The sequence below is a fragment of the Rhodococcus sp. MS13 genome (assembly GCF_013277835.1).
GTDB lineage: Bacteria > Actinomycetota > Actinomycetes > Mycobacteriales > Mycobacteriaceae > Rhodococcus_F > Rhodococcus_F erythropolis.
In genome coordinates this window covers 78570-95068 of the sequence record NZ_VBTL01000013.1, presented here as the reverse complement: position 1 = coordinate 95068, position 16499 = coordinate 78570, and the positions used below count along the sequence as shown (strand labels likewise).

14 protein-coding genes are annotated in these 16499 nt (G+C 63.7%); 10 read left to right on the top strand and 4 right to left on the bottom strand.

Annotation, left to right across the window (positions count from 1 at the left end; translation table 11 throughout):
* Positions 1–30 precede the first annotated feature (30 nt).
* The 6 genes from FEZ59_RS26140 to FEZ59_RS26115 all read left to right on the top strand — a co-directional run bounded on the left by FEZ59_RS26140 (position 31) and on the right by FEZ59_RS26115 (position 5609).
* Entirely contained in the window at positions 31–708 is a 678-nt protein-coding gene (locus tag FEZ59_RS26140; RefSeq protein ID WP_019747604.1) for a helix-turn-helix domain-containing protein, read from the top strand.
* Between the two features lie 110 nt (positions 709–818).
* On the top strand, positions 819–1403 hold the full coding sequence (locus FEZ59_RS26135) for a M15 family metallopeptidase (protein WP_020969077.1): 585 nt from the start codon (positions 819–821) through the stop codon (positions 1401–1403).
* 2 nt (positions 1404–1405) lie between these two features.
* Complete coding sequence (locus tag FEZ59_RS26130) at positions 1406–2047, top strand: phosphatase PAP2 family protein (protein ID WP_019747602.1); 642 nt, start codon at positions 1406–1408, stop codon at positions 2045–2047.
* A 75-nt stretch (positions 2048–2122) separates the two neighbouring features.
* The gene (locus FEZ59_RS26125) at positions 2123–2821 is read left to right on the top strand and encodes a response regulator transcription factor (RefSeq protein WP_020969076.1); all 699 of its coding nucleotides are present in this window, start codon (positions 2123–2125) and stop codon (positions 2819–2821) included.
* On the top strand, positions 2818–4212 hold the full coding sequence (locus FEZ59_RS26120; RefSeq protein ID WP_029254938.1) for a HAMP domain-containing sensor histidine kinase: 1395 nt from the start codon (positions 2818–2820) through the stop codon (positions 4210–4212). Before FEZ59_RS26125 ends, FEZ59_RS26120 begins: the two co-directional genes overlap by 4 nt.
* 188 nt (positions 4213–4400) lie before the next feature.
* Complete coding sequence (locus FEZ59_RS26115) at positions 4401–5609, top strand: MFS transporter (protein WP_021343596.1); 1209 nt, start codon at positions 4401–4403, stop codon at positions 5607–5609.
* Here the strand turns inward: FEZ59_RS26115 and FEZ59_RS26110 are convergent.
* From FEZ59_RS26110 to FEZ59_RS26100, 3 genes are read right to left on the bottom strand one after another with little or no spacing between them, the layout of a single operon-like run.
* Positions 5606–7060, bottom strand: coding sequence for an MFS transporter (locus tag FEZ59_RS26110; protein ID WP_172933413.1), 1455 nt, complete (start codon positions 7058–7060; stop codon positions 5606–5608). The genes FEZ59_RS26115 and FEZ59_RS26110 overlap by 4 nt on opposite strands.
* A 49-nt stretch (positions 7061–7109) precedes the next feature.
* Positions 7110–7769: a response regulator transcription factor gene (locus FEZ59_RS26105; RefSeq protein WP_020969075.1), complete on the bottom strand. Its 660-nt coding sequence runs from the start codon at positions 7767–7769 to the stop codon at positions 7110–7112.
* On the bottom strand, positions 7766–9046 hold the full coding sequence (locus tag FEZ59_RS26100; protein WP_037134353.1) for an ATP-binding protein: 1281 nt from the start codon (positions 9044–9046) through the stop codon (positions 7766–7768). Before FEZ59_RS26100 ends, FEZ59_RS26105 begins: the two co-directional genes overlap by 4 nt.
* A 236-nt stretch (positions 9047–9282) precedes the next feature.
* Between FEZ59_RS26100 and FEZ59_RS26095 the strand changes: the two genes are divergently transcribed.
* On the top strand, positions 9283–10677 hold the full coding sequence (locus FEZ59_RS26095) for a PspC domain-containing protein (protein WP_099697288.1): 1395 nt from the start codon (positions 9283–9285) through the stop codon (positions 10675–10677).
* Entirely contained in the window at positions 10674–10907 is a 234-nt protein-coding gene (locus FEZ59_RS26090; RefSeq protein ID WP_020906937.1) for a hypothetical protein, read from the top strand. The genes FEZ59_RS26095 and FEZ59_RS26090 overlap by 4 nt, the downstream gene beginning before the upstream one ends.
* 56 nt (positions 10908–10963) lie before the next feature.
* Here the strand turns inward: FEZ59_RS26090 and guaA are convergent, their stop codons facing one another.
* Entirely contained in the window at positions 10964–12535 is a 1572-nt protein-coding gene (guaA, locus tag FEZ59_RS26085) for a glutamine-hydrolyzing GMP synthase (protein ID WP_019747593.1), read from the bottom strand.
* 367 nt (positions 12536–12902) lie between these two features.
* Between guaA and FEZ59_RS26080 the strand changes: the two genes are divergently transcribed.
* Both FEZ59_RS26080 and FEZ59_RS26075 read left to right on the top strand, forming a co-directional pair.
* The gene (locus FEZ59_RS26080) at positions 12903–14672 is read left to right on the top strand and encodes an Ig-like domain-containing protein (protein ID WP_172933412.1); all 1770 of its coding nucleotides are present in this window, start codon (positions 12903–12905) and stop codon (positions 14670–14672) included.
* Between the two features lie 51 nt (positions 14673–14723).
* Positions 14724–16481 carry an Ig-like domain-containing protein gene (locus FEZ59_RS26075; protein WP_172933411.1) on the top strand — a complete coding sequence of 586 codons (1758 nt, stop codon included), beginning with the start codon at positions 14724–14726 and terminating at the stop codon, positions 16479–16481.
* Positions 16482–16499: the final 18 nt, after the last annotated feature.

The window sequence follows — 16499 nt, the reverse complement described above, 5'->3', positions numbered from 1 at the left end:
CGGAGCACTCCAGAGGCCTACGATCGAGTGATGGGGTCCTCGTACCACCAGTTCTGCCCCGTCGCCAAGGCGATGGAGCTACTCGACGAGCGGTGGACGCTGCTTCTCCTGCGCGAACTGATGATGGGAAGCGACCATTTCAACGATCTCCGACGCGGACTTCCGCGAATGTCACCGACTCTGCTCTCCACGCGGCTGCACCAACTCGCGATCGCCGGCATCGTGGAGCGAGAAGAAACCGACTGCGTCGTCAGTTACCGATTGACCGACGCGGGCCGAGAACTGCGCCCTGTGGTCGAAGCTCTCGGAATCTGGGGTACCAGGTGGATCGGCGAGCTGGGCGATGAAGACCTGGATCCGAAACTGCTGCTGTGGGACATGCATCGACGCGTGGATCACTCCGTGGTTCCCGACGGAAAGACCGTGGTGCACTTCGTTTTCTCCGGCGTGCGTGAACATTCGCGAAACTGGTGGCTCGTCATCAATTCCGGGGAGGTGGACATGTGCGATATCGATCCGGGTTTCGACGTTGCGGTGTCGGTCTCTGCGGGCTTGCGACCGATGACCGAGATCTGGCGCGGTAACCTGACCTGGTCGGACGCCATACGGTCAGGTGACGTCACCATTTCGGGGCCTACGGCGTTGCGTCGTAGCTTGCCTTCGTGGTTCGAACTGTCGACTTTCGCATCGATCCCGCGCCCCGCGTAAAGCGCGCTCACCAGCCCCGTTCCGTCCTGTTACAGAGCTGTTTCAGACCGTGACACCGTCGACGAACGGCGACCACCTGACGGTGACACTGACCGAGCAGTCTCTGTTGTATGCCCAGCCACCGCGGAATAATCCGCCTCGCCGCACTCGGTGCAGTCGCACTGGGTGCGCTCACGCTCAGCGCATGCTCGTACACAGAAGAAGCAAAGCCCAAGAGTGGTAATTACCTTGCCACTCAGCCTGATTCAGGACCAGCAGGCGGCGAGATCGAGGACGGCATCAGCGTGCAGGATACCCATGTACCTGCACTGGCCCGTCTCGATTCCGCCCTTCTCGCGGCGCTGCAGTCGGCAGCGGCCGACGCACAGGCCTCCGGAGTGAACATGCACGTCACCTCGGGTTGGCGGTCCGCCGCATACCAACAGCGACTGTTCGACGAAGCCGTCGTCAAGTACGGCAGCATGAACGAAGCGTCCAAATGGGTGCACTCCCCGAGTCTGTCGAAGCATGTCAGCGGACAAGCCGTCGACATCGGACCGACCGATGCCGACGACTGGCTCATCCAGCACGGCAATGATTACGGCCTCTGTCAGACCTATGCCAACGAGATGTGGCATTTCGAATTGGCAACCACTCCCGGCGGGGAATGCCCGCCCCAACTGAGCAACCCTTCGGACGAGAGAGCGGAAGGCTGATCATGACACGAGTCAAACCCGCGAGACTGATTGCCGCACTGGCACTCCTGATCCTCGGAGTCGTCGAATTCGAACTGGCAGTCAACACGACTGGTGGTCAGATCGTCGACCAACAACTCATGGTGGGCGCGGCCACCTCCGAAGGACTCAGTGTGTTCTCCACCGAGTTCATCGGCCTCGTCACTCCGATACTGATAGTGGGAGGAGTGCTCGTGGCACTCATGATCACATTGCGCAACAACCCGATTGCGCTGGCCCTACGCGTCGTCGTCGTGACCCTCGGTCCCATCACGACGGCCTGGGTTCTCAAACAATCGTTGGATCGACCGGACCTGAACGGTCTGGTGATGCACAATTCCTTCCCCAGCGGCACGCTGACGGCCATCGCTGCTCTGGTCTGCGCAATCGTGCTCGTCACACCCTCGAGGTGGCGGGCAGTCGTTGCAGTCAACGGCGCGCTGATCACCATCGGGACCGCGATCTCGGTAGTCGTGTTGCAATGGCACCGGCCGAGTGACGTGATCGGTGCGCTACTGCTCGTCGGCTGCTACACCCTCGCCGTGTCGGCATTTCCGTTGAACACCAGCGTCGCACGGCACGCGGTACTGGCGGACTCAGGCAACGAACGGCTCTCGAAAGTGTGACCCCTGTACCCTTGGCTGACCGAGATTCCTCCGACCGCAGAAGGCCCCTGATCATGGCGAGTCCAAGGTGAGCGCATGGTGAGCATTCTTTTCATAGAAGACGATCCAGCGGTAGCCGAGGCAATCACGTTGGGACTGAACCGACTCGGGCACAACGTCAGCCATCGGCCCGACGGTAACGGCGATTTCGACGACGTCCTCGGCTCCACCGACCTCGTCCTACTCGACCTCGGACTGCCAGGAGCCGACGGTTACGAGATCTGTCGACGCATCCGTACGCGCAGTTCGATCCCGATCATCATCTTGACCGCCAGATCCGACGACATCGACACTGTTGCCGGCCTCGAGGCCGGTGCCGACGACTACGTCGTCAAACCGGCCAGTCCGCGTGTCCTCGATGCTCGGATCAAAGCCGTCGTGCGGCGCTCGGCCCCCGCAACATCGCGTTCAGATGTGGCGCCGGGCGCAGAGAAGTTCGGCGACCTGGAATTGGATCGGTCGTCATTGCAGGTACGCAAGGCCGGGACGCTGCTGACCCTGACTCCGACCGAACTCCGACTGATACTGGCGCTGACCGAAAACCCCGGACAGGTTCTCAGCCGCAGGCAATTGTTGTCCGCAGCCTGGGACCAGGAATACCTGGGCGACTCACGAATCGTCGATGCAGCAGTGCAGCGGCTGCGCGGAAAGATCGAGGACGACCCAGCCACACCGACCGTGATCGAAACGGTGCGCGGGTTCGGGTATCGCTTCAACACCAGCCCGGCCCGATGAGACCGACCTGGCTTCGGGTCGACGGTCTTCGGACCAGGCTCGTGCTCGTGTTCATCGCAATCGTCGTGATCATCGCCGGGGCAACCGCAGGCGTCGTCTCGTTCATGGCGCGGTCATGGATCTATTCCAACGCTCAGGACGTGGCAACGGCACAATTTCGCGACGAACTGCAGTACAGCAACGGACCGCCGGTAGACGGGTTGACACCTGACACCCTCGACCAGATCTTCCAGTCCGACATGACTCTGATCGTCGACGGCGAAGTCATTCGTCAAGGATCAGTGGATGCGGCAACGATCCCACCCAGCTTCGAAGAGGGTTTGGACAGTCCCAAACTGATCCGCTTCGAGAGACTCGACTCCCAGCGCATCATGTTGGGAATGTCGGTCAATGTCGTGGACATGACTGCAGACGACGGCTACGACAACGAGACACTGGTCAAAGCCGTCACCATCCGGCCGCTGGTAGGGGTGCAGGACAAGTTCGACGACCTGCTTCGAGCTGTCGGTCTCACCCTCGCGGCGGGTGTGCTGGTGAGCGGTCTGCTCGGACTCTGGATCGCGTCGACGCTGGTCCGTCCACTCAAACGACTGGACGAGGCCGCCGCCCGCGCCGCCGACGGCGACCTGAGCGTCCGGCTCCCCGAAGACGGAGTAGCCGAACTTGCCCAGGTCACAACAACTTTCAACAACATGGTCGCTCGCAACGAAGCGGTCATCCGAGGTCTGGAAGAATCGGAAGAGCAGTCGAGAAGATTTGTCGCCGACGTCTCCCACGAGCTTCGAACGCCGCTGGCGGCATTGGTTCCGGTCAGCGAAATCCTCCGCGAAGAGATCCCTAATCTTCCGCCAGACGCCGCCGCTGCAGCGCGCATCGTGAGCAGTGAGATCGGCAAGCTCACTCGACTTGTCGAAGATCTGATCGAAATGTCGCGCCACGACTCACAACAGGCGCGTCTCGTCCTCGACGACGTCGACCTCGTCGAATTGACCGAGCGCACACTCGAGAGCCGAGGTTGGACAGAAACCGTCGAACTCCGTGCACCCGAAAACGTCAGCACCAGAGTGGATTCGCGTCGAATCGACATAGTCGTCGCCAACCTCGTCGGCAACGCACTGCGCCACGGAGCGCCTCCGGTTCGCGTCGAGTTGAGCGCAGAACCCGGTTTCTCCGTCATCACCGTCGTCGACCACGGCCCCGGCATCTCACCCGAAGACCGGCAGGCGATTTTTCGGCGGTTCTACAAGGTCGACACCGCGCGCGGACGCAGCGAGGGCAGCGGACTCGGGCTCTCCCTCGCCGTCGAAAACGTGCACTTGCACGGCGGCACCATCGGCGTCGACCAGGTGGACGGGCGCACGATCTTCACGGTTCGCCTGCCCCATCGCTGACCCCTTCCCGAGCGAACGTACCTTTCGGCGCACCCAAGGCGATCGTCGTACCGTTCGCTCGAAAAGGGGTGGGCACTTCGCACCCTGGGCCGCCCAAGTTTGACCAAATAGTGGGATTCTGGTTTCAACATGTGAAACTACGCGAGTAGCGTCGGCATCGTCGAACAGCGTAGAAATCGGAGGGCACCATGACGCAGGCGTCGCGGTTGGAAAAGACGGCCGTCTCCCCGAAGGCGTGGACGATGCTCGGAATCGGCGTCGCAGCCCAGGCCGCAGGCACCGTCTTCGTCAGCACCCCCGCCTTTTTGATCCCGCTGCTGCATTCCGAGCACGGCCTCTCGTTGACGCAAGCCGGAACCCTGGCCGCTGCACCCACTTTCGGCATGGTTCTCACCTTGGTGGCGTGGGGAGCGATGGCCGACAGATTCGGTGAGAAATGGGTCATCTCCATCGGGCTCGCGCTGACGGCGATCGCCGCGCTCGCCGCGACCACCACCGACAACTACGCCCTCCTCGGGATCGCATTTCTACTGGGTGGAATGGCTGCGGCGAGCACCAACGCCGCCAGTGGGCGTGTTGTGGTCGGCTGGTTTCCCAAGGATCGGCGCGGCCTTGCGATGGGCATCAGGCAGATGTCACAGCCACTGGGCGTGACCATTGCGTCGTTGACCATCCCGACTCTCGCCGCGAACGTAGGAATCGGTTCGGCCGTCGGACTGTCGGTGGCGCTCAACGGCGTCCTCGCCCTGATCTGTGCCGTCGCATTGGTCAATCCCCCGCGACCGGCGGCGCGGTCCACCGATATCCCGGTCGAGACGATCAACCCTTATCGCTCGAACTGGTTCCTCTGGCGCATTCACCTCGTCTCGGCACTGCTGGTGTTTCCGCAGTTCACCCTCTCGACGTTCGGTCTGGTCTGGCTGATCAGCGAGCAAGGCTGGGACGCGGCGCCCGCTGGACTCCTGATCGGGATCTCCCAGTTCGTGGGTGCGCTCGGCCGCATCGTCGTCGGCATCTGGAGTGATCGCGCCGGAAGCAGAGTAGGCCCGCTGAGGTTGGTTGCCGTCTCCGCATCCGCGGTCATGTTGGCAATGGCAGCAGCCGGCGCAGCGCCTTGGGGCGTTCCGGCCCTGATCCTGCTGCTGGCAACCACCGTCAGCGTCGCCGACAACGGTTTGGCGTTCACATCCGTCGCCGAAGCGGCCGGGCCGAAATGGCAAGGAAAAGCGTTGGGCGCACAGAACACCGGCCAGTTCATTGCCGCGTCAGCAGTGGGCCCGGTGGTCGGTGCGCTGATCGGCGCGGTCGGCTACCCGCTCGCTTTCGCGATAGTCGCGGCATTTCCAGCCGCGGCAATCCCCTTGGTGCCCAGCCGAGATCGCGACATCAGCGTCTAGTCCCTCATCGGATTCGGTTGCACTGCAGGTCCCGTCAGATCACAATGCGGCTTGCACGCAACCGAATCCGCTTCCTGAACAGGCTCGACTGCCGGAGTACGAATCAGCGTCGCGGCGATCGCCGCACCGATCAACAGCAGCGCCACACAGATGTACATCGCATACCGGAAACCGTCGGAGAAACTCGACGGATCGACCAGACTCTCGGCATCGATACCCACCAGGGCAGGCAAGGCCGCAACCGCAAGAAGCTGGCTCGTGCGAGCAACGGCATTGTTCACACCTGACGCGATCCCGGACTGCTCCACCGGCACCGAGCCGAGCACCGCGGCGGTCAACGGCGCCACCATCACCGCCAGGCCGAGCCCGAAGATCAGAACTCCCGGCAGCACGACGGTCAGGTACGACGCATCCGGGCCGATCCGCGTCATCAACACCAACCCCACCGCGGCCACCGCGGGTCCGACCGTCATCGGCAATCGCGGTCCGTGCGTCTGCGCGTAACTGCCCGCGCGCGAAGACAACAGCAACAATGCCAAGGTGATCGGTACCGTTGCGACGCCGGCAGCCACCGGCGAGTACCCCGCGACCAACTGCAATTGCAGCACGAGCAGGAAGAACACACCGCCAAGCGCCGCATAGACCGCGAGAGTCACCAGATTGGCCGCGACGAACATCCGCGAACGAAACAGGGACGGCGGCACCAACGCACTCGGCGATCGACGTTCCACCACAACGAACAGGCACAGCGCGAGCACCCCGACCAGCCCGACTATCGGGTTGACTTCGATCAGCCCGTACGTCAGCGCCCCGAGACCGACTACTGCGCAGGCAGATCCGACCACGTCCAGGTGCTCGGGCGGATGCGGATCGCGGCTCTCGGGCACGTGGCGCACCGCTGCCCACACCACGACGATCGCCAACGGAATGTTGAGCAGGAACACCGATCGCCATCCCGCCACTTCCACCAGCCAACCACCGAACAGCGGACCGATAGCGCCGGCGACACCACCCAAGCCCGACCACAAGCCGATCGCCGCACCGCGGTCCTCCTCGCGAAGTGACGCGGAAATGATGGCAAGGCTGCCAGGCGTCAAGAGCGCAGCTCCCACTCCCTGCAGGATCCGCGCAATCACCAGAAACGTGATGTCAGGTGCAATTCCGCACAGCAACGACGCGACCGCGAACCAGACCGTCCCCCACACGAATACCCGCCGCCGACCCCAACGATCGCCGAGGGCTCCCCCGAGCAGTATCAGCGACGCCAATGCCAAGGTGTATCCGCTCAGAGTCCACTGCAGCCCGGCGACACCGGAATTCAAGTCCTCGCCGATGTGCGGCAGAGCAATGTTGACGACGGTGCCGTCGAGGAGAGCCATGCTCGAGCCGAGAACGGTGGCGGCGACAACCCAACGCCCACGTCTCGACGCGAGCGCCAGTGGTTCCGTCATCGGTCCATGGTGCGCCTTCACTCGCAATCGCGAAAGGGTGCGCGGAAATTCAGTCGATCTGGCGGCGATGTGCCCAACGTGTCAGCGCATTGCGATTGGACTGCTGAGTCTTTCGCAGAACGTTCGATGCGTGAGTCTCGACCGTCTTCACGGAAATCACCAGGTCCTCGGCAATTTCACGGTAGGTGTACCCACGTGCCAGCAATCTGAGCACTTCGAGTTCCCGCGGAGTAAGAGAATCGAGTTCCGGATCGAGTTGTGGCTCGGGTGCATTGGAGCGTCCGGTGAAGGAGTCCAACACGAAACCTGCCAGGCGCGGCCCGAACACCGCGTCACCACCGGCAACGCGTCGTACGCCCTCGGCAAGTTCGGATCCCGAGATCGTCTTGGTCACATACCCGCGCGCACCGCCGCGGATCACCGCGATCACGTCTTCGGCGGCATCGGAAACGCTGAGCGCCAGGCACACCGGGCCGGAATCGATTCCGCGCAGAACTGCCACTCCACCACCGTCGGGCATGTGGACATCGAGCAGAACGACATGCGGCTTCGTCGAGTTGATACCGGCGATTGCCTCCGCGACGCCGCCGGCCTCACCGACGACATCCATATCCGTCTCGCGCGAGAGCTCGGCCCTCACCCCGGAGCGGAACACTGCATGATCGTCGACAAGAAATACGCGGTACGGGGGCGGCGCAAGCGAAGTCACTGGGGCTGTTCCTCGGGGTTGTCGACACGGTCAGCAGTCTGGTCCCACTTTAGAGCAGAGTCACCGAGCGGCATGTGCACGCGGATCTCGGTGCCCTTTCCGATGTCGGATCGAACCACGACGCGGCCACCGCGCCGCTCGATTCGACCACGAATCGACTTGGCCAGCCCCTGGCGATCCTCCGGCACCGCGTCGACGTCGAATCCGACGCCGCGATCACGAACGAACACACTGACCTGATCACCCTCGACCTCGGCGAACAGATTGATTTCCTTCTCCCCCGAGTGCTTTGCCGAGTTCACGAGAGCTTCACGCGTCGCACCGAGGAGCGCGGTGAACGCTTCCTTGGGCAGGCCGTTCTCGACGCCTTCGCCTTCAAGTTGTACATCGCCGACAGTGACGGGACGGACCGTGACACCGTGCTGGTCTTCCACTTCACCGGCGATGATCTTCAGGCCTTCCGTCAGGCTCGTGTGGTCGATGTCGCCGCCGCTGAACAACCACTTGCGCAGCTCGCGTTCCTGACCGCGGGCCAGGCGCGCCACCTCTTGCGGGTTGTCGGACTGTTTCTGAATCAGCGCCAACGTCTGAAGGACGGAGTCGTGCAGATGCGACGCGATCTCTTCACGTTCGTCGTTCCGAATTCGGGCCGCACGCTCGGCGCCGAGAGCACGCCACATCCGCAGCCACAGCGGCACCGTCAACAAACCGACACCGATCAGCGTCACGACCACAGCCAAGAGAGACGAGCGCAGTGCTTCGAGGTCGACCTGAGCAAGGACGACAACGCCAAGACCCAAGATGATCAAGGTGGCTCCCCCGACCACCCGCGCCCACGTCAGAACGGTAGGCCGCTGCGGCAAGCCGATGACAGTTCGGGGACCGTCGGAGTCGAACTCGCGCCACACCAAGGCTGCACCGATCGCGACGACGAAGAACGGCGCGAGCACCGAACCCGCCGTGCCGCTGAACAACCAGGACAACGCGGCTGCGCCGCCCAATCCGAGTGCGATCAAGCCGTACGCCCGCTGCCGCTCGGCCGCGGACGGCTTCTGCGTGTCCGTGCCGGCGGAGGTGAAGATCCACAAGGCGCCGTAAATGACGATGCCGGATCCGGCCATCGCCGCAAGAATCGTGAAGGCGACGCGCACTTTCAGGACGTCGATACCGAGATGATCGGCGATCCCGCCCGCAACTCCGGCGACGATGCGACCGCCGGAGCGCCGCTCCAGCTTTCGCAGTGGCACGGCACCCGGAATGGGCACGCCCTTCTTCATGGGTACGGGATGCACCGGTACCCCGTTGACGGGCGGGCCTCCCGCAAACCCGGGAGCGGGACCGCTCACGAACGGCGGATCTGACAGATATTGCACATAGTCGATACTGGCACGAACCACGCGGACACACATCAGGGTCCAACCCTGAATCAGGCCGCCACCCTCACCCGCGATCACCACAAAGATCAGGGTTGGCCCTGATGCGCGGAGGCTGCCTCGGAAGCCAGGATTGATTCATGAACAATCCGACTTTCCAAGAACAGATCCAGGATCTGTGGCGGACCCGCCCCGTGCGTCTGCCGGCACAAGGTCACGTGGCTGGGGTATGCGCCGGAATCGGATACCGGTACGGCATCGACCCCGTTCTCGTACGCGTGGCGTTTGTCGCGTCCACCATTTTCGGTGGCTCAGGCGTCCTTCTCTACCTCGCCGGCTGGTTGGTACTTGCCCGTGCCGGTGACGGATCGTCCCCCGCGCAGTCGTTGATGGGCCGCGGACACAGTTCCGATTCCAGTACCAAGACCATCGTCTTGCTGGTGGCCCTCGCCATCGCGGCTACGACTGTCGGCCCCGTCGGCGTCGGTCTGGGTGGTTCCGGACTGATCGGGCTGATCCTGATGGTCGGTGGCCTGTGGCTGCTCTACCAACGAGCGCCCATCCCGCCCGCACTGCCGCAGAACACGTCGCCTTATGTCGGCGCAGGTACCGCGTATCCAGGCACCGGATTCACGCCTGGGCCGTTCACCCCCGGATACTTCGCGCCCAATCAGCCTCCCGTGTACACGCCGTACACCAAACTCCCCGACAGCTATGTGCCCGAGGAACGACCGGCCGACCAGCCGCAGCAGTCACCACAATCTCAGGCCGCTCATCCGACGATCAACCTGTCGAAGGACCCGAGCGCTTCGGTCAGCACCAATCCGACCGAGGTGATCGGTGAGGCCGCCATCACGCCGCCGTCCTGGGATCCGCTCGGTGTCGCTCCGTTCGCCTGGGATCTTCCGGATCCGGCAGCCAAGGCCACACCGCTGCTCCCGTTGCCGCCACGTAAGCGTCGCTCGCGTTGGACGCTGACGGTCCTCGGACTCGCAATCATCGTCGCCGCAGTCACCGGGGCAGCGGGCGCCGCAACCGGCAACGAGTGGTTCACTCCCGGCCGAGTCGGTGCTGTCGGACTCGCCGTCATCGCACTCGGCCTGATCCTCGGGGCATTCTTCCGCAAGGGGTACGGCCTGCTGGTCGTCACCGGACCACTCGTGGGTTTCGTGCTTCTCGCCTCGTTGGTCTACCCGATCGAGTTCGACGCCTCGGGTGAGCAAAGATGGACTCCGGCAACAGCTTCCGAGTTGGAGCCGTCGTATTCAGGAGCCTTCGGAAGCTTCACTCTCGACCTCAACGGGGTCAAGTTCACCGAGGACGAGACCATCGACGTCGCGGCGTCGTTCGGCGAGTTCACCGTCATGGTGCCACCAACCGTCAACGTCAAGAACAGCTGCACCGTCGTCATGGGTGACGGATCCGGTTGCCTCGACGGCGGAATACACCCGGGCCGCGATGCGACACCGGATTCGCCCACCCTGACCATCAACGCCAAAGCTACGTTCGGCAGCCTGAAGGTGACGCAATCATGAGCGAGTACGACGAGACGACAGACCAGGACGAGACCCGAGAATCCAAGCGTCCCTCGGCACTTCTGCTGATCGCCGGACTGGCCGCACTACTGGTCAGCGTGTGGGCGTTGGTCGGGCCGTTCTCCCTGGCGCCGGCAGCGAACATTCAATTCCGTTGGCTGTTCGTCGGTGCCGCCGTCGTGGCAGGACTACTGCTGGTGATTCTGCCGAATCGGCGCAACCGCAAGTAAAACTGCTGTGCGCCTTTATTAACCGCGGGGGGTTAATAAAGGCGCACAGTTGTTTTTTACTCCCACTCAATAGTTCCCGGCGGCTTGCTCGTCACGTCGAGGACTACGCGGTTCACGTCCGCAACCTCGTTGGTGATTCGAGTCGAGATGCGCTCGAGGGTCTCGTACGGCAGACGCGTCCAGTCCGCGGTCATCGCGTCTTCACTCGAGACCGGACGCAGCACGATCGGATGACCGTACGTCCGGCCGTCACCCTGCACGCCCACGCTGCGGACGTCAGCGAGGAGAACCACCGGACACTGCCAAATCGTTCCGTCCAAGCCTGCAGACGTAAGCTCTTCGCGCGCAATGGAATCTGCATGACGCAGGATCTCGAGGCGATCGCGGGTGACCTCACCGATGATGCGGATACCGAGTCCGGGACCGGGGAACGGCTGGCGACCGACGATCTCTTCCGGCAGGCCGAGTTCGCGGCCCACTGCACGGACCTCGTCCTTGAACAGCAGACGCAGCGGTTCGACCAACTTGAACTGCAGATCTTCCGGCAGCCCGCCGACATTGTGATGGCTCTTGATGTTTGCAGTTCCCGTGCCGCCGCCGGACTCCACGACATCCGGGTACAGGGTGCCCTGTACGAGGAAGTCGACGGTCGCACCGTGAGATGCGTTCTCGCCCAGAACATCACTGACTGCGCCTTCGAAGCTGCGGATGAACTCGCGGCCGATGATCTTGCGCTTGGTCTCGGGATCGGTGACCCCAGCCAGCTCACCGATGAAGGTGTCCGCAGCATCCACGGTGATCAGACGCGCACCGGTTGCCGCGACGAAGTCCTGCTCGACCTGCGTGCGCTCACCGGCTCGCATCAAACCGTGATCGACGAATACACACGTCAACCGGTCGCCGATTGCCCGCTGAACCAAAGCCGCAGCGACAGCCGAGTCGACACCACCGGACAGACCGCAGATGGCGTGTCCGTCGCCGACCTGCTCGCGAACCTGCTCGATCAGCGCATCGGCGATGTTGGACGCCGTCCACGCTGCCGGAATACCGGCGATCTCGTGCAGGAAGCGGCTCAGGACCTGCTGACCGTGTGGGGAATGCAGAACCTCGGGGTGGTATTGCACGCCGGCGAGCTTGCGGGCGCGATCTTCGAACGCTGCGACGGGAGCGCCATCGCTGGTCGCAGTCACCTCGAAGCCGGACGGCGCTTCGGTGACGGCGTCACCGTGGCTCATCCACACCGGCTGCGTCGCGGGAAGTCCATCGTGCAGCAACCCACCGGATACCGCGATGTCGGTACGGCCGTATTCGCGGGTACCGGTCTCGGCAACGGTGCCGCCGAGGGCGCCTGCCATTGCCTGGAATCCGTAGCAGATTCCGAAAACCGGGATGTCGTGATCAAAAAGTGCGGGATCGAGCTTGGGAGCACCGTCTGCGTAGACACTCGAGGGCCCACCCGAGAGCACAACAGCCAAGGGGTTCTTGGCCACGATCTCCTCGACGGTCGTGGTGTGCGGAATCACCTCCGAGTAGACCTTGGCTTCGCGAACTCGCCGTGCGATCAACTGCGCGTACTGCGCTCCGAAGTCGACGACAAGAACTGGTCTCTGCTGCTCGATATCTGCCACAGGTGCAGTCTAATCGCCGCAGCCAGCGCTTCTGCGCATGCATGGACTCAGCCCGCTCCTCGGCCGAGTGAGCGCGAGGTACGTCACTACAAAGGCCGACCCTCCGGACTGCGCGGCGACCTCGGGGCGAACTAGACCACCGTCCAGGTCAACGATGCCCCAATCGTCAGCACCTTAGCTTCGGCAATCAAAACGGCGACATCATCGCAGGCCAGAGCCCGAAATGGACGGAGGGTGAATTTTCTGGACGTTTGACCGATTCGCCTGAACCAAACGTCCAGTAAAGGTAATCTCGCCCGTCAAGTGATCAGGATCACGATCGCAAACGGCCGGCGCCGCCGAACGGCGCTCACCTCGAGGAGGACCTGTGCGTCGATTCGTACGACGACTCGCCATACCTGTCGCGGCTGTGACGGCTGCCGCCGGACTTCTAGTCCTCGGCACGCCGGCCACTGCTGACGAAGCCCCGCCGACCACCTTCACCGGCACGACCGACAATCTGATCTTCACGAAGAGCGTCATCGGGAACGCGGCAGTTCACCCGGGTGACACCGTCACGTACAAGACCGAGATCAAGCACAACGAAAGCGGCATCGAACGGTCGATCGCAAAGATCCGTGACATCCCGCCCGCAGGATTCGTCCTCGTGCCGGGCAGCGCCAAGGCCACCTACCTGGGTGTGACCAACCGGGCGACGATCAGCAACGAATCAGATGGCGGAGTCTCAGCGAAGTGCTCGAGCGGCTGCACCTTCCTTGTCGGTGGATTCGTCGTCAAGAAGAACCAACCCGTCACGCTCGAAGCGACCTACACGGTCCCTGTCGGCACAGCGTTCGGGACGTACGACAGCGGCATGCTCTTCGACGTCAACGCCTTCAGCACGCAGCAGGGCCTCAACCCGATCAACGTCAACGTCCAGGTCGTCGACCCGTCTGTCGCCACCGGAACCACACTGGTTGCACCGGCAACGGCGAAGGTCGGCACGCCGGTCGACCTGACCGCGACGGTTGCGCCGTCCGACGCGAGCGGTACCGTCCAGTTCAAGGACGGCAGCAACGACATCGGCTCACCCGTCCCGGTCTCGGGCGGTAGCGCCACCCTCTCCCACACCTTCGACAGCGTCGGCGCCCACGACATCACAGCCGCGTACAACGCCGGTCCGGGATTCCACAGCTCGACCTCCGGAGTCCAGACCGTCGACGTCTCCGCGGACACCACCACCACGATCTCGGCTCCGAACGCCGCATTGGTCGGTGACAGCATCACCGTGAGCGCCGTCGTCACACCGGCGAACGCCGTGGGCACGGTGCAGTTCAAGGACGGCGACACCAACCTCGGCGCACCGGTGGCCGTGGTCGACGGAACGGCTTCCCTGACCCGTAGCTACGACGCCTCCGGCACGCACAGCTTCACCGCAGTGTTCACCGGAGAGGCCGGCTACGGCGATTCAGTGTCCACCGCAACCCAACTCGACGTCAGTGACCCGGACTGGGGAACCACCACCACCGTTGTCGAACCGCTCACAGCAGTCGTCGGTGAACCGACCAACCTCTCGGCCACCGTCTCCCCCATCCCGAGCAGCGGAACCGTGACGTTCAAGGTCGACGGCGCCGAGGTCGGTACCGCACCCGTCGGCACGGGTGACGGCGTCGCGATCCTCCCACACACCTTCGCATCAGCCGGTGCCGCAGCCGTGGTTGCCGAGTTCTCCGGCGGAACCGGATTCATCGCCTCCACGTCCACGTCGTTCACGGTGAACGTCACCGATCCCGAGCCCGCCCGCGCGGACACCACGACAGTCCTGACTGTCAGCGGCTCCGCTCAGGTCGGAAAGACATTGCAACTCAAGGCCACCGTTGCACCCGGAACAGCAAACGGAATGATCCAGTTCAAGTCCGGCACGACGCCCATCGGCGCACCCGTTGCCGTCGTCAACGGCGTCGCGACGCTCACGCACACCTTCGACGACGAGGGAACGTTCGGCCTCACTGCCAACTTCGTCGGCGACGCCGGCTGGAAGAACTCCGTCTCCGGCCCGACGGTCGTACAGGTCGGCACCGCGCCGACCGACGGCGGCGGCACCGGAAGCGTGGACACCGGTTCACTCAGTGGCATCATCCCACTCTTCGGAAGCTAGTCCCCCACATCAGCTTTGGACACCACTCCCGTACCCAGCTCAGGAGAATCCATGTTCGCGCATTCCAGACGCCGCATCGCGGCGCCGATAGCCGTCACGGCACTCGCCAGTGGCGTCATCCTCGCGGGAATCCCCGCGTCAGCGGCCCCGGTGACAACAACTTTCGGAACGAGTTGCCTCGCAACCCCGTCCGCCGTCGCCGGTCCGACCACGCAGTCCCAGTCCGGTTCGGTCATCGTCGACGCACCGGAGAGCGTCGGAGCGGGTGAGACCTTCGAGGTCACCATCCAACCCGGTCCCATCGCCTTCCCCGGATCGGCTTCGGGGGCGACCGTCCAGAACGTCTCCCGCATCAAGGTCGACGTCGACGTTCCCGCGAACGCCACCTTGGTGGAAGCCACCATCGTTCCCGGAACTTCGGCAGGGCTCAGCGGTGTCGCGCCGAACATCCTGCGTGTCAACGAGAACGGCAACGTCGATCCCAACGGAACGATTCTGCGTCTCTCCGGAAACAACCAGGTCATCGGCAACAGCCCCAGCTCGAGCATCAACTCCGAGGGCGGCATCGTCGTCAAGGCGACCGGCAAGAACGTCGACGGCTCCAACAATGCCGACGGCTACACCCAGTTCCAACTCCCCCAGGTCAAGGCCATTCTCAAGGCCGGCGATTCAGGGGACGTCGCGATGAAGGTACGCACCGGCGGTAGCGCAGGAGCATGGAACAACGATCGCAACTTCCTCACATTCCTCCCCAAGGCCACCCTGGTCATCACCGCTTGGGCGCCTACGCGGTGCACCCCTCGTGACGCTGAGAACGGTCCTCTCAACAGCGGCGCAGGCCCCCTCGCCACGACACGGATCATCGAAGCGGACAAGGCGACCACCACCACAGTCGTCGGACCGGCCAACGCCAAGAACGGAACTCCTGTCACTCTGTCGGCCAACGTGAGCGGCGGCGCAAACGGTGGAACCGTCCAGTTCTTCGACGGCGACAACCCCCTCGGGGACGCGGTGCCGGTCACCGGAGGGTCGGCAAGCATCTCCCCGACCTTCACCGAGGACGGACCGCACTCCATCACCGCGAGCTACAGCGGTGCACCCGGATTCCTGGCGTCGACGTCGGCGTCGGCCAAGATCGTGACCGTCACGACCGATGCGCCGCCTGACGCCGTGACCACTACCGCAACGGTTTCGCCGTCTACCGCGAAGGTCGGTCAGGACGTCAACCTCACCGCCAAGGTCGATCCGCAGGGCACCGGCGGCACCGTCGACTTCATCGTCGACGGCACCGAAACGCTGACTGCCACGGTCGGAACAGACGGAGTTGCCATCGCTCCGTACACCTTCACCTCGACAGGAACGCACAAGGTTGTCGCGAAGTTCACGGGTTCACCAGGATTCGCGCCGTCCGCTGCCCCGGCATTCCCGGTCAGTGTCACGACTCCGGCTCCCGCTGACGTCGAGACGTCCACGGTTCTCGACGCGGTCGGAACTGTCCAGAAGAACACCCCGGTGACACTCAAGGCAACGGTCGATCCGGCCGGGGCCACGGGCAAGGTCCAGTTCAAGGTCGGTGACACCCTCATCGGTGGACCGGTCGACGTGGTCAACGGTGTCGCAACGGTACCGGCCACGTTCTACAACTCGGGGACCTACAGTGTCACTGCCGAATTCGTGGGTGCTTCGGGCTACACGTCCTCGGCCTCTGCGCCGCAGACCCTGACCGTCCCCGGTGATACCGACGGCGGACCCGGTGGCGGAACCGGCAGCCTCGACCTCGGCACCCTCTTCGGGTCGCTGGGCGGCTGAGAAGGTGGGCTGACGATC